Source organism: Pseudomonas sp. B20, from assembly GCF_020515755.1.
Taxonomy (GTDB): domain Bacteria; phylum Pseudomonadota; class Gammaproteobacteria; order Pseudomonadales; family Pseudomonadaceae; genus Aquipseudomonas; species Aquipseudomonas syringae.
On sequence record NZ_JAHPJG010000001.1, the window covers coordinates 147,926 to 171,488 of the forward strand.

General features: G+C 58.7%; 19 protein-coding genes. 6 read left to right on the top strand and 13 right to left on the bottom strand.

Features of this window, described 5'->3' with window-relative positions; translation table 11 throughout:
- Positions 1-164 precede the first annotated feature (164 nt).
- The 3 genes from LIX91_RS00635 to LIX91_RS00645 all read left to right on the top strand — a co-directional run bounded on the left by LIX91_RS00635 (position 165) and on the right by LIX91_RS00645 (position 2,437).
- Complete coding sequence (locus tag LIX91_RS00635) at positions 165-824, top strand: TetR family transcriptional regulator (RefSeq protein WP_003413223.1); 660 nt, start codon at positions 165-167, stop codon at positions 822-824.
- Positions 825-1,119: 295 nt separating this feature from the next.
- Complete coding sequence (locus LIX91_RS00640) at positions 1,120-1,323, top strand: hypothetical protein (RefSeq protein ID WP_032703149.1); 204 nt, start codon at positions 1,120-1,122, stop codon at positions 1,321-1,323.
- The gene (locus LIX91_RS00645; RefSeq protein ID WP_226487821.1) at positions 1,304-2,437 is read left to right on the top strand and encodes a DUF3396 domain-containing protein; all 1,134 of its coding nucleotides are present in this window, start codon (positions 1,304-1,306) and stop codon (positions 2,435-2,437) included. The genes LIX91_RS00640 and LIX91_RS00645 overlap by 20 nt, the downstream gene beginning before the upstream one ends.
- A gap of 13 nt (positions 2,438-2,450) precedes the next feature.
- Here LIX91_RS00645 and LIX91_RS00650 read toward each other — a convergent pair whose 3' ends face one another.
- Entirely contained in the window at positions 2,451-3,947 is a 1,497-nt protein-coding gene (locus LIX91_RS00650; protein ID WP_100072469.1) for an MDR family MFS transporter, read from the bottom strand.
- Between the two features lie 127 nt (positions 3,948-4,074).
- A complete protein-coding gene (locus tag LIX91_RS00655) occupies positions 4,075-4,245 on the bottom strand; it encodes a hypothetical protein (RefSeq protein ID WP_180301239.1) in 171 nt (56 codons plus the stop codon).
- Between the two features lie 164 nt (positions 4,246-4,409).
- Between LIX91_RS00655 and LIX91_RS00660 the strand changes: the two genes are divergently transcribed.
- Complete coding sequence (locus LIX91_RS00660; RefSeq protein ID WP_003406313.1) at positions 4,410-4,649, top strand: hypothetical protein; 240 nt, start codon at positions 4,410-4,412, stop codon at positions 4,647-4,649.
- On the opposite strand, the gene LIX91_RS00665 is transcribed toward LIX91_RS00660, so the two are convergent.
- The 9 genes from LIX91_RS00665 to bglX all read right to left on the bottom strand — a co-directional run bounded on the left by LIX91_RS00665 (position 4,650) and on the right by bglX (position 19,341).
- Positions 4,650-5,273, bottom strand: coding sequence for a flavin reductase family protein (locus LIX91_RS00665; RefSeq protein ID WP_003406312.1), 624 nt, complete (start codon positions 5,271-5,273; stop codon positions 4,650-4,652).
- A 145-nt stretch (positions 5,274-5,418) separates the two neighbouring features.
- Positions 5,419-5,736 (bottom strand): hypothetical protein, encoded by a 318-nt coding sequence (locus LIX91_RS00670; RefSeq protein ID WP_011268785.1) that lies wholly within the window; start codon positions 5,734-5,736, stop codon positions 5,419-5,421.
- A gap of 591 nt (positions 5,737-6,327) precedes the next feature.
- Positions 6,328-7,653 (bottom strand): MFS transporter, encoded by a 1,326-nt coding sequence (locus LIX91_RS00675; RefSeq protein ID WP_003413212.1) that lies wholly within the window; start codon positions 7,651-7,653, stop codon positions 6,328-6,330.
- A gap of 217 nt (positions 7,654-7,870) precedes the next feature.
- Positions 7,871-9,418, bottom strand: a complete 1,548-nt coding sequence (locus tag LIX91_RS00680; protein ID WP_103689401.1) for a J domain-containing protein — start codon at positions 9,416-9,418, stop codon at positions 7,871-7,873.
- Positions 9,415-11,109: a molecular chaperone HscC gene (locus LIX91_RS00685; RefSeq protein ID WP_024648714.1), complete on the bottom strand. Its 1,695-nt coding sequence runs from the start codon at positions 11,107-11,109 to the stop codon at positions 9,415-9,417. The genes LIX91_RS00680 and LIX91_RS00685 overlap by 4 nt, the downstream gene beginning before the upstream one ends.
- A 166-nt stretch (positions 11,110-11,275) precedes the next feature.
- A complete protein-coding gene (locus LIX91_RS00690) occupies positions 11,276-13,651 on the bottom strand; it encodes a PAS domain-containing protein (protein ID WP_226487822.1) in 2,376 nt (791 codons plus the stop codon).
- A gap of 224 nt (positions 13,652-13,875) precedes the next feature.
- On the bottom strand, positions 13,876-15,210 hold the full coding sequence (locus LIX91_RS00695) for a sigma-54-dependent transcriptional regulator (protein WP_226487823.1): 1,335 nt from the start codon (positions 15,208-15,210) through the stop codon (positions 13,876-13,878).
- Between the two features lie 6 nt (positions 15,211-15,216).
- The gene (locus tag LIX91_RS00700; RefSeq protein WP_226487824.1) at positions 15,217-16,974 is read right to left on the bottom strand and encodes an ATP-binding protein; all 1,758 of its coding nucleotides are present in this window, start codon (positions 16,972-16,974) and stop codon (positions 15,217-15,219) included.
- A gap of 69 nt (positions 16,975-17,043) precedes the next feature.
- Positions 17,044-19,341: a beta-glucosidase BglX gene (gene bglX, locus LIX91_RS00705; protein ID WP_226487825.1), complete on the bottom strand. Its 2,298-nt coding sequence runs from the start codon at positions 19,339-19,341 to the stop codon at positions 17,044-17,046.
- A gap of 320 nt (positions 19,342-19,661) precedes the next feature.
- Here bglX and LIX91_RS00710 point away from each other — a divergent pair, with 320 nt between their 5' ends.
- Together LIX91_RS00710 and LIX91_RS00715 are read left to right on the top strand one after the other, a co-directional pair.
- Positions 19,662-20,354, top strand: a complete 693-nt coding sequence (locus tag LIX91_RS00710; protein WP_226487940.1) for a TPM domain-containing protein — start codon at positions 19,662-19,664, stop codon at positions 20,352-20,354.
- A gap of 25 nt (positions 20,355-20,379) precedes the next feature.
- Positions 20,380-20,997, top strand: coding sequence for a TPM domain-containing protein (locus tag LIX91_RS00715; RefSeq protein WP_003413191.1), 618 nt, complete (start codon positions 20,380-20,382; stop codon positions 20,995-20,997).
- Between the two features lie 55 nt (positions 20,998-21,052).
- On the opposite strand, the gene LIX91_RS00720 is transcribed toward LIX91_RS00715, so the two are convergent.
- Both LIX91_RS00720 and LIX91_RS00725 read right to left on the bottom strand, forming a co-directional pair.
- Positions 21,053-22,069 (bottom strand): alpha-xenorhabdolysin family binary toxin subunit B, encoded by a 1,017-nt coding sequence (locus LIX91_RS00720; protein ID WP_226487941.1) that lies wholly within the window; start codon positions 22,067-22,069, stop codon positions 21,053-21,055.
- Between the two features lie 4 nt (positions 22,070-22,073).
- A complete protein-coding gene (locus tag LIX91_RS00725; RefSeq protein ID WP_046237512.1) occupies positions 22,074-23,285 on the bottom strand; it encodes an alpha-xenorhabdolysin family binary toxin subunit A in 1,212 nt (403 codons plus the stop codon).
- Positions 23,286-23,563: the final 278 nt, after the last annotated feature.

A 23,563-nucleotide genomic window follows, 5' to 3' on the forward strand; every position in this document is an offset into this window, starting at 1 on the left:
TACTTACATTCGCGGCTGTTTGTAAACACCGCAATGCGCATTCGGCCACTATTCAGGGAGCCGGGAGCCAATTCGGGACAAGGCGAGACAAATGCCGCCCGGCCATATCTCGAGGCATGACGCAAGACGCGTGCCTGAGGTGAATTTTTTGAGGTCTTATTGCCATGGTTCGTCGCACCAAAGAGGAAGCTCAGATCACTCGCAGCCAGATCCTGGAGGCTGCCGAGCAGGCTTTTTATGAGCGAGGCGTCGCCCGCACGACGCTGGCCGACATTGCCACCCTTGCCGGTGTGACGCGGGGCGCCATCTATTGGCACTTCAACAATAAGGCCGATCTGGTGCAGGCCATGCTCGACAGCCTTCAGGAGCCCCTCGACGAAATGGCGCAGGCCAGTCAGAGCGAGGACGAAGAAGACCCGCTGGGCTGCATGAGAAATCTGTTGATTCACCTGTTTCATGAACTCGCACTGGACCCGAAAACCCGTCGCATCAATGAAATCCTCTTTCACAAGTGCGAGTTTACCGACGAGATGTGTGATTTTCGTCGTCAGCGTCAGGACAACGCCATACAGTGCCACGACCGTATCACCCTGGGGCTGAACAACGCCGTACGCCAAGGGCAATTACCCAAAGGGCTGGACACGGCCCGGGCTGCAGTGGCGCTGTTTGCCTACGTCAACGGCATCATTTACCAATGGCTGCTGGTTCCGGACAGCTTCTCGTTGCCCGCAGAGGCCGAGCAACTGGTCGACGTGTGTCTGGACATGCTGCGTTTCAGCCCGACGTTGCTGATCGATAGCAACCGCTCGACAGTTGGCGCCTGACAGAGCGTGAGCGGCGGCGGCACCCGCCGGTTCCGCCTGCCAGCGACGCTGTGCAGAGCCTAACTCCAATCCCTGCCTCTTATATAGTGTGTTTGCTGATCGTTTATCGGTATTCATTGATAGCGCTCACCGTGCAGGCATCAGCGAGCGTTGATCTGACAAGATATTGTAGGAAGCAAGTAGGACATTTCCTGATACATGTAGCTGATTTCCCAAAGTAAATTCCGAGTATTGCTCCGCAGGAAAACTCCCTTCACTCTTCGCCTCCTGAAAGATCAGAAGAGAGGAAGGTTGCATGTTTTTGCCGAATCTTGCGCCTATGTGCCCTGAAATCATCGCCAGTTACGCTGATGTCCACTCGGGCGGGCAGGGCCATGGCTATCCACTGAACGGGGACATTTCCGGCGTGACCGACACCTGCGAAGGGCATGCAGGTACGCGCAAAAACCTGACCCCCGCGACTGATGGGAGGGCAGGGCATGTCGGACACTGCAACTGATGCTGTGAGGTTATTGGCCAGGATCACGCAACAATCCGAACGTGTGGCCATGGATTCCGTGTTGGGCACGCCGGTCATACGCTTGGGATTGATCACCACGCTGTATTTTCACAATGGCCACACCGTGGAGATGAAGCGTCGCGTCGAAGCCTGCTTTTTGCGCTTTTATGACGCGTTCAAAACCAGACTCAAATGGCAACTCTTCAAACGCATGCGCCGCCTGAGCGGCTCCGGGTTCGCCTCGACCCGGCGTCAGATTGTCGAGAGCCCGCCAGACGAGCAGTTCATCTGGTCTATCGCCAGCGCCACTCAGGCTGAAGTCGCTACCTACAGCCTGTTCGTGATGAACACCTCAGAGGGGCAGGCCGACAACGACCGATCGTGTCTGAAAATGGTTCTGCCCTGGTCGTACCTGGCCGAGCCCGACGGCTTGAAACAGTATGAGGAGTGGATCAGGTACCTCAGCAGCGAACTGCAGGCCGAGCATGGCTTTGGTGGCCTTGCCTGCGTGTTGCCGTGCGACGGCCATCAGTATTTACCGTGGGAATTTCGGCTTGCTCAGGATTTCAGCGGACTCATGGTCGACCCCGGCCCGCACATTGAAAGCCTGCGTCTGCTGGACCGTATCAAGGGCGTCAGCTGGTACACCGTGCTCGGTGATGCGTTCGTCAGGCAGTTGGGAGGCAGCGACAAAATGCGCGGCGAGATGAGTGCGCACAGCGAGATCGTGTTCCACACCTACCGCAACGGCCTGATCATTCGCGCCGGCGAGGTGCCTGAGCTGGGCGGGCGAGGGCTGCCGCCGCCAAAGCCTTATGTGACGGTCAACAGGATGATCAAGCCGATTCGCCTGCAGGACACCGGCAACCTTCATCCCTACCTGGCTCCCGGGATTGGCTTTACCGATGAAACCACTGCGCAGTGGTATGCGCGATTCGATGAAAAGCCGCTGCCGCCGGTCTATGCCGGGCAAGCATGCCCTCGCTCAGGCAGCTGGTTCAGCAGTGCACAGTCCGGCTCGCGTCGGCACTTCGACGAGGGCGAACTGATGCCTGCGTTTGCCCATATAAAGAGCAAGAAAACGCAATGGTTCTGGGCCGGGATGCCTTCCTGAACCAGAAAGGCAGTCAGTCCCGTCCTCGCAGCAACGTATTGGGCATCACCGCGGCTGCCGCAAGACCGAGCAGCGAAATGGCCGCGCTGGTGACCAGCAGGTTTCTGAAGGTCAATGCCAGTTCGGCGCGCAGGGTTTCCAGCGCGGGTCCGGTGGCCGCGTTAAGGCTGTCGAGCAGGACATTGCCGGAGCCGCCTTCGCCACCCAGTGCTCCTGCGCCGAGTTGGCCGACCCCGGTGTGTTGCAACATGGCCAACAGCAGCGCCGACATCAGTGCCACGCCCACTGCACCACCCAGTGAGCGGAACAGATTGGTCGTGCTGGTGGCCACGCCCATATCCCGGGGCTGAACCGAATTCTGAGTGCCGACCAGTGAGGTGGGGAACTGCATGCCGGTCGCAACACCGGTGAGGACCATGAACAGGCTCATCACTATCAGCGATTGCGGCGGCGTGAAGGCCATGCCCAGAATCGCAACCGGCATCAACAGCGCACCGGTCAGGATCAGCGGCTTGTAGCGCCCGGTATGCGCGGTGCGTCGCCCGGCGAAATAGGCACCCATCGGCATACCGATCGCCAGCGGAAGCAAGTGCAGGGCGGCGCTGTCTGCGCCGCCCCCGGTAACGGTCTGGTAACGCAGTGGCATCAGGACAATCAGGGAGATGGCCTGAAAACTGGTGAAGAACACGGTACACCAGCACAGCACGGCGCTCTTGTTGGTGAACAGATGCATGGGCAGCAAGGGTTCGGCTGTGCGACGTTCGTACCAGACGAAAATGGCCAGTGTCAGCAGCGCCGTGCCCAGTAACAACAGAACCTCGGTATCGCCCAGACCGTGGCCTTGACCAATTTCGGTAATCCCCAGCAGCAGCGCTGTCAGGCCGATGATCATCAGCACGGTACCCAGGTAATCGATAATCGGCTTGCGCTGCGGTACTGGCAGGCCGACGAGGGTCCGATACGCGACGATCAGCGCGGCGGCTCCCAAGGGCAGATTGATCAGGAACACCCAGCGCCAGGACAGGTATTCGGTCATCAGGCCACCGAGCACCGGCCCGGCAACGCTGGCCACGGCGTACATGCTACTGAAGTAACCCTGATAACGGCCACGCTCGCGAGGTGGAACGATGTCGGCGATGATCGCTTGGCTGACCGAAACCATCCCGCCGGCGCCGATACCTTGAAGAACGCGCGCCAGGACCAGTTGTTCCATGCTCTGCGCCAGGCCACAAAACAGCGAAGCCAGGGTAAAAATCCCCAGCCCGAACAGCATCAGTTTACGTCGCCCGTAAAGATCGCCGAGTTTGCCGTAGATCGGCACGGCCACGGTCAGCGACACCATGTAGGCGGAGATGACCCAGGCCAGTAGATCGATGTCTCTGAACTGCGCAGAAATGGCGGGCATCGATACCGCGACGATGGTTTGGTCCAGCGCGCTGAGCAGGACTGCCATCATCAACGCAAACAGGATGCTGCGGATGGCCGGAGGCGTTTGATTAAGACTGGTCAAGGCAAAACCTGATGGCAGTGTTGACCCGCCGCAAGTGTGGCGGGAGAGTCCGGCCAGTCTAATCCGATAGCTTGCTAATCGATAGCTGCCTTTGCGCAATGGCGATGCAATTCACGCTGTGCGAGCCTCATCGCAAGGCACTGAAGGTTGCATCGGTTGGCACGCAATGGCCAAACGTACAGCTGGAGACATAGGGGGCCTGGCGCGCCAGTTCGTTACGATAGGCACCGGCGGTGTAGACAGCCAATACCGCCAGAGCGCCTGCGACAACCATGCATTTTCTTGTTATTACTTTCATGACGCACTCCTTACCTCGGCTACAGAGCAGTTTGAAAGAACTGATTAGAGTGTAGGACAAGGTTGGGTTTTGCGTCGGCTGCCTTATCGCTGCATGCCGCGTGTCGGACGAGGCGAAAGACGCGCTAGAATTCGCGCTTTGACGTATTGGCAGGGTTGAGAGACATGGCACGCAAGGAATACAACGGGTTTGAAGTGGTCTCGGCAGTGATGCCGTCCGAGCAGGGTTATAACGCGGCGATTGCCGTGAAGGCGCTGGGCGCCGGCGGCGCACCGCGCTTCCATGCGCTGCTGCCGGACCAGAAATTCAAGACCGCCGATGATGCCGACCTGGCCGCCGTGCAAGAGCTGCAGCGGCTGGTCGATATCGATGCAGAGGGCGAACCGGTGTGGGCTGACGCCTGATCAGGCGCCTGGGCGGAACATCTTGAACAGCGCTTCCGGGCCGAGCTGGAAGTAATCCGCCGGGCCGCCGCCGCGCAGGATAGGCTCGGCGGCGGCAGTGTCGTAAACGCCGTCCTTGAGCAGCGACTTGTCGATATGCACCGCCACCACCTCGCCAAGAATCAACCAGCTGGGCACCAGCTCTTTGTCGGCACGCTGCAACTGAATGATCTGCGTGACCTTGCACTCGAACGACACCGGCGTTTCAAGTACACGCGGCACCGAGACGATCTGCGAGGCCAGTGGGGTCAGGTTTGCCAGCTCGAATTCGCTGACATCCGGCGCTACCGGTGCGCAGCTCTGGTTCATGGCTTCGGCCAGCGAACGGGTCGCCAGGTTCCAGACGAACTCGCCGGTCTGCTCGATATTATTGAGGCTGTCTTTGCGACCCACGCTGCAGAAGCCGATGATCGGCGGCACGTAGTTGAAGGCGTTGAAGAAGCTGTAAGGTGCCAGGTTGAGTTTACCGTTGGCATCCTGCGACGAAATCCAGCCAATCGGGCGTGGGCCTACAATCGCGTTGAACGGGTCGTGCGGCAGGCCGTGACCCTTGGATGGCTCGTAGGAGTGAATAGCGTCTGACATGCTCGGTTCCTGATGGGCTCAATAGTGGATGTCAGCATAGTGCTGCGCATTTGCAGAGGATGCCAGAGCGGCGTGTGTGTTTCATCCTGAGCCAGACATGAAGAAGCCCGACATGAGCCGGGCTTTGGGGGTGTTGCGTGAGTGATCAGCCCAGACGATTGGCGCCTACGCGATCTGCACCGTCTGCAGCAAGACGATTGGCACCGACGTGGTCTGCACCATCGGCAGCCTGACGGTTTGCACCGACGCGGTCTGCGCCATCAGCGGCGAGACGATTGGCACCGACATGATCTGCGCCGTCAGCCGATACACGGATCGAGCCGACGTTAGTGTGTTTGGTGCCGCCTTCAGCAACGAGGGTGGCGCTGGACAGGTCGCTTTGAACGTGGGTGGCCGGAAGTGCAAATGCGCTCGAAGCCAGAACAGAGATAGCCAGGCCAAAGATCAGTGTGTTGGTTTTCATGATGATGTCTCCAATGCGTGTCGGGTGAGTTGTCATCCCGGTATGGAGGCAATGCTACGCGCCAGCGGATTATTAAGAAGTTAATAGGATTGCTAGCGATCATCGTTGAAAATGATAGTTGGCTGTGATGCTCTGATTTCGGGCCTTTCAGCGGGGGTTGCATTATTGTGGTGCAATTCTTGAAAAGTCTTGTAATAAACGCTCTTGACAAATTAAAAGTGCAGTTTATTCAATCGGTTATTGCTGAAAGTTGGTTGAATAACGCACCGCTCTGTAACACTCTGTTGCAGGTGCTGTATGTAATTGATTGTTTTGGAGCGGCCGTTGTATCGATGCGGACGATGATATTGATCGTTGTAAGTGAGCCTGAATGACTCTTCTGCCTGCGCGGAGTCCTCAGCGTTATACACACGTCTCGATAAGCCCGAAAAATGGAGTGACGGGGCGGCGATCCCCATTGCTCACGAAGAGTCAGTCATAACGCTCTATTTCTGGAGGCTTTACCGGGCTCTTCGCGAGCAAGCTCGCTCCCACGAGATTTGTATATAACGATGAGAGCGGAGCCTGGGCACGAGAATCGTCGCAATCCGATCAGTCAGTTTCGATACGCGAGTGCTTGCGGGTGTCTTTCATGAACACATACACCAGCAGCGAGCAGGCAATACACGCGGTGACGTACCAGTAGTAACCGGTTTCCATACCGATGCTCTTGAACCACAGCGCTATGTATTCCGCAGTGCCGCCAAAGATCGATACCGTCAGGGCGTAAGGTAGACCGACGCCCAGCGCGCGGATCTCGGTGGGAAACAGCTCGGCCTTCACCACTGCGTTGATCGAGGTGTAGCCGCTGACAATGATCAGTGCCGCCATGATCAGGAAGAACGCACCCCACCATGTCTGAATGGTATGCAGCGTGGTCAGGATCGGTACGGTGCACAGCGTTCCCAGTACGCCGAACGCAATCAGGATCGGACGACGCCCGATCTTGTCGGACAGCGCACCAACGACCGGCTGCAACAGCATGAACAGAAACAGTGTCGCCGCTGATATCGACGTCGAGTCGGTGATGCTCATGCCGACGGTGTTGACCAGATACTTCTGCATGTAAGTGGTGTAAGTGTAGAAAGCCAGCGTCCCGCCCATGGTCAGACCCACGACGGTCATCAGTTCCTTGGGATGACGCATCAGCGTGCGCATCAGGCTTTCCTTGGGCTTTTCCTTCTTCTTGCGCGTGAACGACTCGGTTTCTTCCATGCCACGACGCAGAAACAGCGCGACGATTGCGCACAGTGCACCGATGACGAACGGGATACGCCAGCCCCAGGCATACAGTTGCTCGGTGGTCAGCGTCTGCTGCAGAACGATCAGCACGCCCAGCGCGATGAGCTGGCCGGAAATCAGCGTGACGTACTGAAAGCTGGAGAAGAAGCCGCGACGCTCCTTGGTGGCCATTTCGCTGAGGTAGGTGGCGGACGTGCCGTACTCGCCGCCGACAGACAGCCCCTGCAGCAAGCGGGCAAACACCAGCAGGATCGGAGCACCGACGCCGATGCTTTCATAGCCTGGCGTCAGGGCAATGATCAGCGAGCCGAAGCACATCAGCAGCACCGAGGCCATCAGCGCAGCCTTGCGCCCTTTGTAGTCGGCGTACAGCCCCATCAGCCAGCCACCGATGGGCCGCATCAGAAAGCCGACGGCAAAGATCGCGGCGGTGTTGAGCAACTGGGCGGTGGTGTCGCCCTTGGGAAAGAAGGCTTTGGCGAAGTACAGCGAGAAGGCGGCGTAGACGTACCAGTCGTACCACTCGACCATGTTGCCGACCGAACCACTGAAAATCGATTTGAGACGGCTGGAGGTGGTTTTCTGGCCAGCGGCACTAGCAGCCGACCCATGGGAGGCGGGATTGGAAGTTTCCATGGTGTTCCTTGTTTTTCATTATTTTTGGAAGGAGGCATTGGATGCCCTGCGTGTTACATAGCAGGAGCTGTGCCAGACCATGAGGGCTTGTTCTAGAGCGGTCGGGCGACTTTGATGAGCAAGAATCCGCTTATCTGCCCGGCTGGGGTAAGCGGATTCTTGCCGATGGAAGCGCTCGCAGCAGGGTGTTCTGGTCGATTGCCGACAGAAAGACCGCTCAAGCGCTCATTTTAGAGGAGATCAACAGCGCCGCCATGACGATGCTCAGCGTGCCGATGATCACCTTGATCGTGTGCCTTGCATAAAACTGCCGAATCTTCTGCCGGGCAGGCGCCGTCTGAAACAGGTAGCGATAAGGTGACAGGGCGACCCACAGCACCGCCAGCAGCAGATAAGTCAGCAGTGTGCGTGGGCCATCAAGCACGTGGACAAGGCCCAGAAACAAAAACGGAAGGCCATGCCGCAAGAGCAGCGCCTGGGCACCGGGCCAGCTCAGCACCTTGGGCAGTAACTTGCTGCTCAGCCAGGCATCGGCAGGCTCTGCCAGAATCATCAGCGGACGCCATACGCAGATAAAGATGAAGAAGCCGACGGTTGTCCAGAGCGGTGTCAGGAACAGCACGAGGACCCGCGTTCCCGGATTGTATTCCGTGCCTTCAGGCGCTAGCGGGGGTGCCAGCAACGCCAGCAGAAACGCGCCGATGTAGACCCAGATGAGCGGCGTGAAGTCGCTCTGCTCACGCATGAGTTTCCAGGCGTTCAGGTCTGCTTTGGGGTAGCGCTTGAGGATATCGGGGTAGTGGACGGCCAACTGCTCCTGAATATGCGCGCAGGCGTTCCACACCGAGGCGTCTTGCTTGACCGCGGTACGGATCCGCGCGGCCAGACGTGGCGGCTTGAACATCAAGTGCGCGGCCTTGCCTTCGGCAGTGCTCGGTTTGGCGTCGAGCAGGCGTTGCAGATGCTCGGCGTACTCCACTTCTTCGTATCGCTGGCGCAGCGTCTGCCAGAGGTCTTCGGGGCCGGGGTGAAGGTTTTGCTGCAGGTTCCAGCCAAATACCGCGCGTGTCTGTTCCAGCAGGTCAGAGGTCACATGCTGGCTGGCAATCAGCAAGACCATGCACCTGCATTGCAAATGCTCTCGACGCTCCAGCTCTGTCAGCCAGGGCTGTTGCTCCAGCGTCTGAAGTTCTTCAATGAAGCGTGCATGCTGCCCGCTCTCGATGAGTGCGCTGAACGCTTCGAACGCCTCGCGCAATATCGCCTCGGCCAAGGCGTGCTGCTGGTAGCTGTTGATGTGAATGCTTTGCCATACCGTCAGCCAGCGCAGATGCTGAAATGCAGCTTTGATCAACTCGACACGACGCGCTGAGTCGTTCAGGCACTCCAGCAGCAACAGTTGTTGAAAGCGCTCTGCCTGTCCATGCTCCATGGCGAGCTGCTGGTGCTCGAGCAGGTTCTGCGCAGTGGTTTGCCTGACCTGTTGAAGCCAGTCCATGCCATCGGGCTGCTCGACAACGGTCGTTGTCAGCAGGGGGGCAGGCGAGGGCTCAGGCAAGGGCTGGCGCAGCATGACAGGCTGGTCGTCTTCATCTGCGCGTGATCGTGCCCGCTGCAGCGCCTCTTCATAGGCATCACGCAGATTCTGGAAGGCTACCGGGTCTTCATCTGGGCGGTTGACCTTCAGTAACCGGGCATATTGTCGTTTGATGCTGCGCTCGTCGGCATCGTTACTCAGCTCAAGTACTGACCAACAGTCGATCATCTTGCGCCCTGCTCGAACGTGTCGACTTCCTGTTTGAGTTGCTTGCGAATTTCGCTGATCTGCCGCTCGTCCTGTGTCTCCAGCACATGCTGGAACTGGGTGGTCCAGTGATCGATAAGTTCTCGATCGCTGCCCAGGCATTCCTGATACAGGCGTTCAAGTCTGGCGATCAGATGAGTATTGGCCTGCTGTTCGCGCGGATGGACTTTGAGTGCTTCGAGTACCTGAAGGCGCTCCTGTATTTCATCAGGCGTCATCACGCCAGGGTTGTTTTCGATGACCAGCTTGTGACGTTCCCCGGTCAGCTGTGTCATCACATCGGCCTCCAGCAGGCCGTTGTTGTCATAGGTAAAGCGTACATCCAGCGCCACTTCGCCGGCCTTCGCCTTGGGGATCGGGATAATGAGCTCGCCCAGGGCGATGTTGTCCTTGACCATGCGGCTTTCGCCTTGAAAGATCCGCACCATAACGTGCTCTTGATCATCACTGACGGTCTGGACCGTTTTTACCCGGCTGACCGGTACGACACTGTTGCGTTCGATAATGGGCAGGTAATGACCGCTTTCATAGCGATTGCCAACTTGCGTGATGGTCTCGATCCCCAGTGTGTAAGGGCACACATCGGTGAGGACGATCTCTTCCAGCGCTGCGTCCCGGTGCTTGAGTGCCGCCTGCACCGCTGCGCCCTGAGCGACGATTTCGTCGGGATTGAGCGCAATGGAAGGGAAGCGCCCGAACAGGCTCGCGGCAAGCTTGCGGATCAGTGGCATGCGCGTGGTGCCGCCCACCAGCAGAATCTCATCCAGATCGGCGACGCGTATCCGCGCGTCTCGAAGCGCACGCTCGGCCGGCGCGCGCAGGCGGTTGAGCAGGGGCGCATAAAAATCGCTCATTTGCTCTTGAGTAATGGTCTTTCGCCATTCCCTGTCGGCGTGACGCAATACGAAGTCGGCACTCCCGTCCTGGCCCAAAGCCCTGCGCACCCGCTCGGCTTCGCGCCGCAAGGCCGGTGCAATCAGATCCGTTGACGGGAAGTCCGGCTCATCGCGGTGCAGGTTCACAAAGTGCTCGACCATGACCTGATCGAAATCCTCGCCCCCCAGAAAGTTGTCGCCCGCGCTGGCACGCACTTCCATCACGCCGTCGAAAAGCTCGAGGATCGAGATGTCGAAGGTCCCGCCACCCAGATCGAAGACCAGAAACGAGGTTTCGCCTTCCTTCTGGTGAAGGCCATACGCAAGTGCGGCCGCTGTCGGCTCGTTGATGAGCTTCTCGACCTTGAGCCCCGCCAGCTCACCGGCAATACGCGTGGCTTTACGTTGAGCGTCGCTGAAATAGGCCGGGACGCTGATCACCGCTTCGGTAACAGGCTCGCCAAACGCGCGCTCGACATCAGCCTTCAGGCTTTTGAGCACCAGCGAGGACAGCTCTTCCGGGCGGTAAGTGGCCGATCCCAGGCGAATTTCCTGAGCGCTGCCCATGTAGCGTTTGAACAGGGCGGCGGTTTTTTCCGGGTGGGTCTGCAGGCGTTCGCGGGCTGCCTTGCCGACCAGAATCTGCCCGTCGTCGTCCAGCCCGACAACGCTGGGGGTGAGTGTTTCTCCCAATGCGTTGGTCACCAGCTCGCTGCTGCCGTCGCGCCATACGGCCACCAGGCTGTTGGTGGTGCCCAGATCAATACCGACGATCATCTCGAAAATGCTCCCTGCTCTAAGAGTGTTGCGATGTTTTGCGTGATTCTGAATCAAGGCAACCGGTGTTGTCTTGGTTTTATGCGTCGGAAGTGCCGGGATTCACTCATGCGTATCAGGCATCAGTGAATCCGCTGGCGTGATGAATTGATGCGAATCCATCCCCTCAGTGCTCGCCGGTACGACTCACGGCCTTGTGCAGAATCGCCGCCAGATCGTCTCTGGAATAGGGTTTCTGCAACAGGTCGAAGCGGTGTGTTTCGTCCTGAGCGATCGTCGCGAACTCAGTGCTGTACCCGGTGGTGAGAACCACCGGCATCCACGGATAGCGCGCTTCGATTTCGGCGTACAGTTCCAGGCCGCTCATGCCCGGCATGGCGATGTCCGAGAACACCACATGAAAGTTTTCCGGGTTGCCGGAAAGCTCTTTCAGCGCTTCGGCGGCACTGCTCACCCAGAGCACCTGAAAGCCCAATTGCTCAAGCATCGGGCGGGTATAGGTGCCGATGTCCTGATTGTCCTCGACCATCAGTACGCACAGCCCGGGCAACGGGGTGAGGGTGTGGCGATGGTCTTCCTGGACGACTTCGTGATTCTGTGCGCTGGGCAGGCACAGCGTGAAGCGGCTGCCTTTGCCCAGCTCGCTTTCAACCAGCACTTCACCGCCCGACTGCTTGGCAAACCCGAATACCTGCGACAAACCCAGCCCGGTGCCCTGGCCGACACTCTTGGTGGTATAGAACGGTTCGAAGATCAGGCCCAGCTTTTCCTTGGCAATACCGGCGCCGGTATCGGTCAGCGATACCTTTACATAGTCACCCGCGCTGTGTGAGGCCGGCTGGTCTGCAGTGCAGTGGGCAGCGCATTCAACCTTGATGACCAGCTTACCCGCGCCGGACATCGCATCGCGGGCGTTGACCACCATGTTGACCAGCGCAGTATCGAACTGGCTGCCGTCGGCGAAGATGAAGCACGGCTCGGCAGGCAGGTCGATGCTGACCTGAATACGTGCGCCGGTAAGCGTGTCCATCATCTCGCCGATGCGCGCCACACTCTTGCAGACATCGAACACTTCCGGCTGCAAGGCCTGACGGCGGGCAAACGCCAACAACTGTCCGGTCAGGCGCGCGGCCCGGTCGACCGTGCTGGAGATGGCCTCGACGTACTTCACACGACGGTGCTCTTCAAGGTTCGCTGACTTCAGCAGGTCGCTGCAGGAGCGGATCACGGTCAGCAGGTTGTTGAAATCATGCGCCACGCCGCCGGTGAGTTGACCGATGGCTTCCAGCTTCTGCGCCTGATGCAGTGCGTCCTGGGAAAGCCGTAGCGCTTCATTGGCCTCTTCTTCGGCCTGAATGTCACGGCCGACGGCATGGATGAATTGCTTGTCCGGCACGGCAGTCCAGGAGATGGTCCGGTACGAGCCGTCCTGATGACGATAGCGATTCTTGAAGTGCGGAATCGTGCGGCCGCTCTCCAGCCCGCTCATGGCGGCCAGCGTGCTGTCCACGTCTTCAGGGTGCACCAGTGCCAGAAACTGGCTGTCGAGCAGTTGTTCTTCCGACCAGCCGAGGGCTTGCGTCCATGCCGGATTGACTGCCGATATGATCCCGTCGAACTGCGCCACCAGCATCAGGTCGGTCGACAGCCGCCAGATGCGATCACGGTCCTGGGTGCGTTCGACCACGCGTTGTTCAAGGGTCTCGTTAAGCGACAGCAGGGCTTCTTCAGCGTCTCTGAGCTGGGTCATGTCCCTGGAGACACAGAGGATCTTCTCCGGTTTGCCATCCTTGCCGAAAATCGGGCTGACCTGCACATGCCACCACTTGGTGGTGCCCGCCAGGGTCTGCGCCGAGCCGGTGAAGCTGGCGTTCTGACCCGCTCGTGCCGCGTCAACCGCAGCAATGGCGTCCAGATTGCCCTGGTCCTGCCAGAAGTCAGGCCAGGGGCAGCCGCGAATCGCGTTGAAATCGCTGACTTCCATGATGTGCTGACCGCCTTCACTCATGAAGGTCAGGCGCGAATCGAGGTCCAGCACCTTGATGCAGTCGTTGATGCTCGACAGCACGCGGTCCGTGAACGCTTCGTTCTCCGACTGGCGGGCTTCGGCCATGACCTGCAATGTGGTCTCGTTGACCCGGCAAAACACGCCTTCGATCAGGCCGCTATCGCCATACAGTGGCGAGTAGGACAGCGACCACCAGGTCTGCTCGGGCTTGCCATTGTGGACGATGGTGCGCTGAATATTGTCAGACCGGCGGCTTTGTCCGGCCAGTGCCTGCTCGGCGAGCGGCCGTACGGCTTCCCAGGCATCGCCCCAGACCGAGGCAATGGGCTGCCCCTGCGCCTGTCGGGCGGCAATCGGCAGGACCTGAGAGTAAGCGTCATTGAAAAACAGGGTGTAGTCAGGTCCCCAGAGCAGGTACATGCTGTCCGGGCAACTGAGCATCAGATTCATTGAAGACAGTAGTGCTGCGGGCCATGCTTGCTTCGGTCCCAGCGCGGACGTCGACCAGTCCGTCTCTCGGATAAACCGACCCATTTCGCCGCCTCCCAAGGGGAGGTCGAGGGGAGTATTCACGGTAGAAAATGCCCCATCTTTCGGACTGTCAAAGTGAGCTGAATAACCAGGTGGGCATGATGTCATTATGCCTCGCAAGTATCCAGCCATCACGACCTCATATAGCCGTGAACAGTATGCAGACCCGGCGCTGCGGGAAATGTTCGGTTATCGCCGGAACAAGCTGTACGGAATGTGCGCCGCCTTCATTCGAGGAACGTTTCGCGTACCAGAGCATGGCGCTGCATCTTCTCGTTCAGCGTCCGCCGCGGCAGTTGCAACTCATTGAGCACCGCCTTGATGTCGCCTTTATGACGGGCCAGCGAAGCGCGCAGGCATTGCGCTTCGAAGGCTTCCTGACGCGCCGCCAGTGAGTGCCCGGCCGATTGGGTATCAGGTTGCGGCAGGGCGTGCTCCAGCCCCAGGGCCTGCCGCTCGGCGGCATTGGCCAGCTCGCGCACGTTGCCTGGCCAGTCATGGCCGAGCAGACGGCTCAGATGAGCTGCGTCCAGCGCTGGCGGCTCCCGACCCACGCGCTCGGCGGCGGCGCGGGCGAAGTGGCTGAACAGTTGCGCGATGTCTTCAAGGCGCTCGCGCAGCGGCGGCAGGCGCAGCTCGGCAACGTTGAGGCGGTAGGCCAGGTCTTCGCGGAAGCGCCCGGCACGCGCCTCTTCGAGAAGATCAGGCTTGGTCGCGGCAATGATTCGCAGATCGACGTCGATACTCTGATTCGAGCCCAGCCGCTCAAGGCGCTTGTCCTGCAGAACGCGCAGCAGCTTGACCTGTTGCGCCATCGGCATGCTCTCGATTTCATCGAGGAACACCGTGCCGCCGTCGGCATACTCCAGGCGACCGATGCGCTTGCCCTGCGCGCCGGTGAAGGCGCCGCTTTCGTGGCCGAACAGCTCGGCTTCGAACAGATGCTCCGGGATGGCCGCGCAGTTGAGTGCAACAAAAGGTCTGGCGGCGCGCGGCCCGAAATCGTGCAGGCAGCGAGCGATCAGTTCCTTGCCGCTGCCGGTTTCCCCGCGAATGATCACGTTGACCGGCAGTTGCGCCAGTTCCAGCACCTGGCGGCGCAGTGTCTGCATGCCGGGCGATACGCCGAGCAGCGTGGCGTCCAGCCGGGTTCTGGCATCGGCCTGCTCATGCAGGCGGCGGTTTTCCAGCACCAGCTGGCGTTTCTCGAGGGCGCGCCGCAGGTTGCTGATCAGGGTTTCCGGGCTGAAGGGTTTTTCCAGAAAGTCATAGGCCCCCTCACGCATCGCCTCCACGGCCATCGGCACATCGCCATGGCCGGTCAGGAGGATGACCGGCAGGTCGCGGTCTGCGCCTTGCAACCGGGTCAGCAGCTCCAGGCCGCTCATGCCCGGCATGCGCACATCGGACAGCACGACGCCGGGGAAGTGTTCCGGTATGTGTGCCAGGCACTCTTCGGCGCGGGCGAAGACTTGTACCTCGAACCCCGACAACGTCAGCCATTGTTCGACGGCTTGCCGAATGGGCGCCTCGTCGTCTACCACGATGACCGAATTCAACATGCCGGGTCAGGCCTCCAGAAAGTCGTTGGGTAAGCTGAACCAGAACTCGGCGCCGTCCGTATGGTTTTGCGCCGTCAGTTGTCCGCCCAGTTCATGAATGATGGCGTACGACACAGCCAGGCCAAGGCCCAGGCCGTCGCCCACCGGTTTGGTAGTGAAGAACGGATCGAAAATGTCGGGCAGATTCTCCGCGGCGATCCCGCTTCCGTTGTCCCTGACACTGAGCCGCCACTGGTTGTCGACGGCGTCGATGCGCACTTCAAGGCGCCTTGAGCGGCACTCGCGCATGGCGTCCAGTGCATTGCGCAGCAGGTTTATCAGCACCTGCTCCAGGCGGATGGCGTCGCCGCGCACCCATGCCGGGCGAGCCAGATGGAGGACGCAGTCGACGTGTTCCTCGCGCAGGCGCGGGTCGAGCAACAGCAAAGCCTGATCGACCACCGTGGCCAGGTCCAGCCTCTCGCGCAGGCCGCTTGGGCTCTTGCGCGCGAAGGTTTTCAGATGGCTGGTCAAGGCGGCCATACGCGTCAGTTGCTGATCGACTGGAACCAGCGCTTTGCAGGCTTCATCGATGCGGCCCTGATCGAGCAGCAGTCGCAGGGTTGCCAGTTGCATGCGCTGGGCGGTCAGCGGCTGGTTGATTTCGTGGGCCAGCGCTGCCGACATCTGCCCCAGCGCTGCCAGTTTGGCCGACTGCACCAGACCGTCCTGCGCGGTTTGCAGATCACGCGTGCGCGCTTGCACCAGACGCTCCAGTTCATCCCGGTTGCGTTCCCTTAATCGCGCCAGTCGCCAGCGCTGATAGAGAAACAGGCCCAGAAATACCAGCGCCAGCCAGATGCCTGCGGCGGCCAGCCCTGCATTGCGAACGTCCTCACTGGAGGCGGGCGGCTTGCGCAGCAGGTGCAGGGTCCAGTTCTCATCCACAAGGGGCAGCGACTGCCAGAGATAATCCGTGGTGCCGTCCGGGCCGTCGACATGGCTCAAATGGCTGTTTTCGCTGAAGCTGTCGATGACCCGGCTGCGCAGCGGTGACAATACCTGCTTGTCGTACTGGCGGGTGCGCAACAGGGTGGCACGGTCTTCCACCGAGATCGGCAGCAGCTCGCGATAGCGCCAGCCTGGTTGATTGGCGATGAACACGATGCCTTTCTCATCGCTGACCAGCAGCAGATCCTCACCCTGATCCCACTCCTGCTCAAGGCTGGGGAACTCCAGCTTGACGACCATCGCCCCCATGAAGCCACCGGTATCGTTCAAGACCGCGCTGGACAGAAAGTACCCCGGAATTCCGGTGGTCACACCGACCGCATAAAAGCGCCCGGTGCCCTTGGCGCGGGTTTGCAGAAAGTAGGGTCGAAAAGCGTAGTTGTGGCCGACATAGCTATTGGGCGTACGCCAGTTGCTCGCGCCAATCGCCAGACCATGGCGGTCGAGTAATTCCAGCGTCGACGAATGAGCCGCACTGTTGATTTTTTCCAGCCTGAGGTTGAGTGCGTTCTGCACCTCACCGGTCACCGGGCCGCTCAGCGCGGCTCGAATTTCCGGGTCCAGCGCCAGCACGGAGGGCAGGGCGCGATAGCGCTCGATCAGGGTGTGCAGGGTATTGGCATACAGTGCCAGCTGTCCTTCGGCACGCGCGGCGTCTTCCGACATTGCGTGACGCTGCGCCTGACGCATCGCGAGCCCGGCGCACAGGGCTGCACCGGCCAGAATCAGCAGCACGTACAGGGTAATGCGCCAGTAGCGATGCTTGAGCGTCATGTCGCAGCCTGATTGAACCCTGCTGGCGCGTTCCCGAGCGAATGCTCACGAACGCGCCACGCGCAGGGTTTACAACAGATTGAAGGTCGCTTCTTTCACTGCTTGCGAGTCCAGGCCGATCATGACCTTGAATTCGCCAGGTTCCACCACGTGCTTGAGTTCGGTGTTGTAGAACTTCAGGTCGTCTTCACTGAGGGTGAAGGTCACGACTTTTTCTTCTCCGGGCTCAAGCATCACTTTTTCGAAGTTCTTCAGTTCTTTTACCGGACGGCTGATCGACGCCGCTACGTCATGCAGATACAACTGCACGACGGTTGCACCGGCAACCTTGCCGGTATTCTTCACGGTCACGCTGGCCGTCAGCTTGCCTTTGCGCGTCATGTTGGCGTCCGACAACGTGATGTCCGAGACGTCGAACTGGGTGTAGCTCAGACCATAACCGAACGGGTACAGCGGGCCATTGGGCTCCTCGAAATAGTGCGAGGTGTAGTTGCCTGGCTTGCCTTCGTGATACGGACGGCCGGTGTTCAGGTGCGCATAGTAGACCGGCAGTTGACCGATCGAGCGAGGAAACGTCATGGCCAGCTTGCCCGACGGGTTGTAGTCGCCGAACAGCACATCAGCCACTGCGTTGCCGCCTTCGGTGCCCGGGAACCAGGTTTCGAGCATGGCGTCGGCCTGTTCCTGTTCATCGACCAGAACCAGCGGACGGCCATTCATCAGCACCAGCACCAGTGGTTTGCCAGTGGCCTTGAGCGCCTTGATCAGGTCGCGCTGTTTACCCGGAATATTCAGGCTGCTGCGGCTGGCCGATTCATGCGACATGCCGCGCGATTCACCGACCACGGCAACGATCACATCGGCCTGCTCGGCGACCTTGACCGCTTCGTCGATCATTTCCTGCGCTGGACGCGGGTCGATCTCTACTTCCTTCTCGATGAAGTTCAGGTAGTTGAGGACGTGTTCGTTGTCACTGACGTTGGCGCCGCGTGCGTAAACCAGCTTGGCCTTGTCGCCGACCGCGTTGGCCAGCCCTTCATACACTGTCACCGACTGGTTGGGACGACCTGCTGCCGACCAGCTGCCGAGCATGTCGAGGTGACTTTGCGCCAGTCCGCCGATCACTGCGATGGTGCCTTGCTTCTTCAGCGGCAGTGTCTCGTTCTGGTTTTTCAGCAGCACCAGCGTCTTGCGCGCTACATCGCGAGCTTCGGCACGGTGCAGGCGGTCATCGGAATAGGTGTCGGCCGGATCTTCGGCAGCGACGCCGATGCGACCGTAAGGCGAGGCGAACAGGCCCATGTCGTACTTGGCACCCAGCACCTCACGCACGGCGTTGTCGATTTCCTTCATGGAAACCTCGCCGTCTTTCACCAGACCGGGCAACTGCTCGCCATAGGCCGCGTCGTTCATGCTCAGGTCAACGCCCGCCTTGATCGCCAGCTTGGCGGCCTCGCGGAAATCCTTGGCCACGCCGTGGTCGATCAGCTCCTTGAGCGCGCCGTGGTCGCTGATGGTCACGCCCTTGAAGCCCCAGTCCTTGCGCAACAGGTCCTGCATCAGCCATTTGTTGGAGGTCGACGGCACGCCGTTGATCGAGTTGAGTGCGACCATGATGCCGCCGGCGCCGGCATCGATGCCGGCCTTGTAGGGCGGCAGGTAGTCCTGGTACATGCGCGTCATGCTCATGTCCACGGTGTTGTAGTCGCGTCCGCCTTCTACCGCGCCATACAGGGCGAAGTGTTTGACGGCGGCCATGATGCTGTCGCTGGCTGCGACGTTCTTGCCCTGGAAGGACCTGACCATCACGTCGGAAATGCGTGACACCAGGTAGGTGTCTTCACCGAAGCCTTCGGAGCTGCGGCCCCAGCGAGGGTCGCGGGAAATATCCACCATGGGGGCGAAAGTCATGTCGATGCTGTCGGCACTGGCTTCTTTGGCCGAGACCCGGCCCATCGTCGCGATGGCGTCCATGTCCCAGCTGGCGGCCATGCCCAGGCTGATCGGAAAAATGGTCCGGTGACCGTGAACCACGTCATAGGCAAAGAACATCGGAATTTTCAGACGGCTTTTGGCGACTGCGGCTTCCTGCAGCGGACGATTTTCCGAGCGGGTAATGGAGTTGAACGTGCCGCCGATTCTTCCGGCAGCAATTTCCTTGAGAATTTGCGGCTGTGGCATTTCCGAACTGATACTGATGAGTCGTAACTGACCGATCTTTTCGTCCAGAGTCATTTTTTTCATGAGTTTGCCGATGAAGGCATTCTTGGCCTGAAGCGTTGTATTGTCCGTGGCGGCAGCGGTCTGGGCCATCACCGACTGACTGGCCATACCGACCAGCAAACCTAATAAACACAGCTTATTCATGAATGATTTCTCAAGGCTTTTGTCAGTAACTCGCGTTTAATGTCCGACAGCCAGTTTTTGGGTTATGGACCTTTGGCGTTATGGTTCGTACGGGATGCAAGGATAGTTGCCATCCGCTTCACTGTACGAAGTCTTCCCAAGGTGTGTACGAAAATGGCGGTTTGATTGATTTTTGTACAGACCCTGTCGATCAAATAGTGACCGCATCAGGTGTTGGCGGTGGATTATGCCGGGGAACTTGTGTTTTGGCTAAGGCGTGTCGTTTCAATGGATTCAAAAAAACACCGGAGGTCTGGATTTTGAAGTCTGTTTCACAGTGGATGTTGTATGTGGTGATGCTGTTGGGAGGGGTATTGCGTGCCGAGGCAGAGCCGTCAGCACTGGTTTTTCCGCCGATGACCGGCAGTGTGGTGGATGCCGCACAAATGCTCGACAGCCAGACTACGGTTCGTCTGGCCAGACTTCTGAGCGCCCATGAAAAGGCGACCGGGGAGCGGGTGGTGGTGGTGACCCTGGCTGATCTGCAGGGCACGAGCATCGAAGAATTCGGCGCTCGACTCGGTGACACCTGGGGCCTGGGGCTGCACGGCAAGGATGACAGTGTTCTGCTGGTGGTCTATCGCGACAAGCGCAAGGTGTTCATGGAGGTCGGCGGCGCGCTGAAGGATCGTCTCAATGACGCCCAGGCGTCTCTGATCATCGACATGCTGATGACCCCCGAGTTTGACGACAACCGGTTTGCCGTCGGCATAGAGCGCGGTACGCGCGCGGTCATTGCGGCATTGGGCGGGCAGATACCTGATTATCCGGAGCCTAAAAGACAGATGTCCGAAGATAACCAGCAGACCAATGACGACCAGGTCTGGCTGATCGGGATCGTGTTGACCCTCATCGTGCTGGGGATTGTCATCATCAGCGTCAGGCGCGGCGGCGCTACCCGGCCCGCCCGTGAAAGAGCCGCTGATCGCAGCGGCGGACGTTTCGGCGGTGGCGGTGCTTCAGGCAACTGGTAGTTGATTGATTCGGAATGAGGGAACCATGGCTTTACTGAACAAAGACGAACAGCGGCAGGTTGCCGAAGCGATTGACCGCGTCGAGCAGCGTACTGACGCCGAGCTGGTCACGGTGCTGGCCGCTCGCGCTGACGACTATGCCTACATGCCGCTGATCTGGGCAGGTCTGATCGGCCTGCTGGTGCCGGGCACGATCAATTACTGCCTGCAATGGCTGAGTGCGGACGAATTGATGCTCGCGCAGATGAGCACGTTCATTATCGTTGCGCTGGTGTGCCACCTGTCGAAGGTCTCAGCGTTGCTGGTGCCGCTTTCGGTGCGGCGTTGGCGGGCCGGAAACCTCGCGCGCCGGCAGTTTCTCGAACAGAACCTGCACAAGACCCACGACGGAACCGGCATTCTGGTGTTTGTCAGCGAGGCCGAACGGTATGTCGAAATCCTCGTTGACCATGGCATTGCCAGTCGTCTGCACAACGATACCTGGAAGGCGATGGTCGATGTGTTTACCCAGCAGGTCAGAGACGGGCAGACCTTGCAGGGTTTTCTCGGCTGCATCCATGCCTGTGGCGAGCTGCTTGCCGATCATGTTCCCGTGACCCACGGCAGGAATGAATTACCGAACAGGTTGGTGGTGCTCGGCTAAAAGCGAAAGCAGGCGTCGATTCTATCGACACCTGCCTTTCTGAATAGGGGGTATGTCAGAGCGTGCGGTTGATATCGTGGAACGATTTCAGGTAAGTCTTCAATTGTGCAACATGCTCGCTGGCCGAAACCGTTGAGTCGTTTTGCTGTGCGCTCTTGTCCAGAAAGCGATACAGCGATCGATACACGTGTCTAACCTCCTGAACCCAGGCCTCTTTGCTCTGCTCGACTTGCGACAACAGTGTCAACTCTTCGAGTTTGAACAGCGTGGCCCTGACTTCCTGAGCGTTGGCACGCGAATCGTCCAGCAGCGTGTTGTAACGCTGCCTCAACTTGTCGCGCTCTCCGGTCAGCTCTGAATAATTGATGGCGTCGCTGATTTTTCCCAGCAGCTTTCCGAGTCGGGCAATCCCGGCTTGTAGAAGGGCAATCTCTGGCGACGGTACATTGATCAGCGCCAGTTCTTCTGCGCTGGGGAGCAGGTCTTTGAAAATATCGGCCAGATTGTATTTTTCGTACGCCTTGATCGTTTCATCCAGCAGACGTCGATCTTCGGCAATCACGCTCATCCGGATGTCCAGATCGGTCTTGCGCTGAGTCAGGCGATCAACGTGCTTGTGCAGCGTACTTTGAACGCGGCTGCCGTCCAGCTTCAGGTTGATCTGTTGCATGCGATCGCTGCTTTCAGCAATGGCGTTGGCCGCTTTAAGGATGATGGCTGTCAGCCCTGTCAGTTGACGAGTACGCTCGACGTTCAGCATACGAATGGCCAGCTGTTTCTGCAGATCACTCAAGTCAGCGTGCGCCTCGATCTGCTGCTGTTTCAAGTCAATCGGTGCCAGATTAACGCTACGCAGTTGCGCCACGATAGCGGCCAGGTGCTCACCCCACAGCGCCTCGGCATGACTGAGCGCCCTTTGAAGAGGCTGCAGCTTTTCTTTCATGACCGGCAGGAAGTCCAGCTGCAAAGACATGACGTGGTCGTAGATATTCTGCCGGGCGGACTCCATGATTCGGGTGTCGGGCGGGGTAAGTTCCAGACGGTTAGAGAGGGTGTGTGCGTTCACGGTAATATCCTTATTGGGTGATGTATTTGCCGGAATTGAACTGGTCTAGTGCACGTTCAAAGGTGTCCAGTAATTCGGTCGAAATATTTCTTATTTCCAGCCACGGCGAGACCACTCCCTGGAAATGTAACGCGAAAATGAACAGTGCCTGATCGTCCTCTAGGGTCGCCAGTTCCCGTGCGGAACTCTTGATGTAAGACGACAACAAGGCCCAGACGTCTTTCAGGTTAGTGGCGCCCTGTTGGGCATCCTGCATGCGCAGGTTCATGTCTTCGAAAATTAACTGCAGGCTGAGGATGGCCGCCGCAAGAGGGCGCTTTTCCTTGAGTTGCTGGACTTTGGCAGTTTTGATATGGACCAACCGATCCTTGTCCTTGCGTATCCTTTCTGCCAGGCTGCCGAATATGCCTCCGGTAATGGCGACACCGATGGGGCCTCCAATGATCCCCCAGGCAATATTGTTCTTGGCCGTCGTATACTCCTTCATCTTTTGTTCGATATCGCGTGTTAACCGGTCGATATCGCTTTCCAGGTCTTGGATCTCCTGGTCCAGCTCCGAGTTGTTCGAAAGCGTTACCTTGTGTTGAATGCTCGGCATGATCTCCGCGTTCAGGGTATTGCTGAAGGTGTTTATTTCTTCAGTCAGAAGCTCCGCAGAGTGGCGATGCATGTCTATTCGTTCGGCCATTCGCGTCAGTAAACCGGACAGGGCGCCACAGACTTGTTTTTCTGTTGAGCTCAGCGGCACACGCTTCAGGCCGCTGATGTCCTCGAGCTTCAAGTCGGCAATCGTCAGCGTCAATTGTTCGATGACGTCCATTCTTTCGATGTGGGTGATAATCAGACCGCCTTGGTTAACGAAATGAGCGGCAAATATTCCGATATCGAAGCCAGTGGTCTTCACAGCATTTTCAATTGGCGACCAGCTTCGGGCATGCCGATTGATGGTGATGTAAGTGTCCATGACATCTTTCGGCTCAAGTCCGGGAATGCCGCTTTTTTCGAACCCCAGGTACTGTTCCGTGCGTGCCAGTGTGGTGGGCAGATTCAGACCTTGTCGTTCATAGCGTTTTAAGCTGATGACGTCTTCATCGGTCACAATCAGGCCAGGCCTTCGGCCTCCTTTATCGCCGTCTTCAACTATCGCTCTCAGGTATTCGACGGGTTTTGTTGTAACGCGTGCGATATCCTCGGTTATAAGGGTGTTTACTGGGTTAATCATGATGCACGGTCCTTGTGCAATGAGTACGGTAGAGCCAATGCTCCTGTTTTATATCGGCTGATCGGTCTCTCTCAGCCGAGAGCCAATATAAAGAAAGGTGCCCACGGTTCAAGGTGTAATAATGGAACCTGGCAGTGATACTTTTACCGTTTATGTACAGTTCAATATTCGATGTAGGCCATTGCGGACGGCCTCTGTGGTCCCGCAAAAATAAGGGTGCCCGGCAACCCGTCACGGGCTAAAATGCGCGCCTGATTTTTTCAAGTCCCGCTCGGGAC

Bases quoted from the DNA above. Each gene is read 5' to 3' on its own strand.
- LIX91_RS00645 (WP_226487821.1), top strand. From the start codon at position 1,304: ATGTCGGACACTGCAACTGATGCTGTGAGGTTATTGGCCAGGATCACG.
- LIX91_RS00665 (WP_003406312.1), bottom strand. From the start codon at position 5,273: ATGTCAGACGCTATTCACTCCTACGAGCCATCCAAGGGTCACGGCCTG.
- LIX91_RS00655 (WP_180301239.1), bottom strand. From the start codon at position 4,245: ATGAAAGTAATAACAAGAAAATGCATGGTTGTCGCAGGCGCTCTGGCG.
- LIX91_RS00640 (WP_032703149.1), top strand. From the start codon at position 1,120: ATGTTTTTGCCGAATCTTGCGCCTATGTGCCCTGAAATCATCGCCAGT.
- LIX91_RS00695 (WP_226487823.1), bottom strand. From the start codon at position 15,210: ATGTTGAATTCGGTCATCGTGGTAGACGACGAGGCGCCCATTCGGCAA.
- LIX91_RS00685 (WP_024648714.1), bottom strand. From the start codon at position 11,109: ATGATCGTCGGTATTGATCTGGGCACCACCAACAGCCTGGTGGCCGTA.
- bglX (WP_226487825.1), bottom strand. From the start codon at position 19,341: ATGAATAAGCTGTGTTTATTAGGTTTGCTGGTCGGTATGGCCAGTCAG.
- LIX91_RS00635 (WP_003413223.1), top strand. From the start codon at position 165: ATGGTTCGTCGCACCAAAGAGGAAGCTCAGATCACTCGCAGCCAGATC.
- LIX91_RS00700 (WP_226487824.1), bottom strand. From the start codon at position 16,974: ATGACGCTCAAGCATCGCTACTGGCGCATTACCCTGTACGTGCTGCTG.
- LIX91_RS00660 (WP_003406313.1), top strand. From the start codon at position 4,410: ATGGCACGCAAGGAATACAACGGGTTTGAAGTGGTCTCGGCAGTGATG.
- LIX91_RS00715 (WP_003413191.1), top strand. From the start codon at position 20,380: ATGGCTTTACTGAACAAAGACGAACAGCGGCAGGTTGCCGAAGCGATT.
- LIX91_RS00680 (WP_103689401.1), bottom strand. From the start codon at position 9,418: ATGATCGACTGTTGGTCAGTACTTGAGCTGAGTAACGATGCCGACGAG.
- LIX91_RS00725 (WP_046237512.1), bottom strand. From the start codon at position 23,285: ATGATTAACCCAGTAAACACCCTTATAACCGAGGATATCGCACGCGTT.
- LIX91_RS00710 (WP_226487940.1), top strand. From the start codon at position 19,662: ATGTTGTATGTGGTGATGCTGTTGGGAGGGGTATTGCGTGCCGAGGCA.
- LIX91_RS00675 (WP_003413212.1), bottom strand. From the start codon at position 7,653: ATGGAAACTTCCAATCCCGCCTCCCATGGGTCGGCTGCTAGTGCCGCT.
- LIX91_RS00670 (WP_011268785.1), bottom strand. From the start codon at position 5,736: ATGAAAACCAACACACTGATCTTTGGCCTGGCTATCTCTGTTCTGGCT.
- LIX91_RS00690 (WP_226487822.1), bottom strand. From the start codon at position 13,651: ATGGGTCGGTTTATCCGAGAGACGGACTGGTCGACGTCCGCGCTGGGA.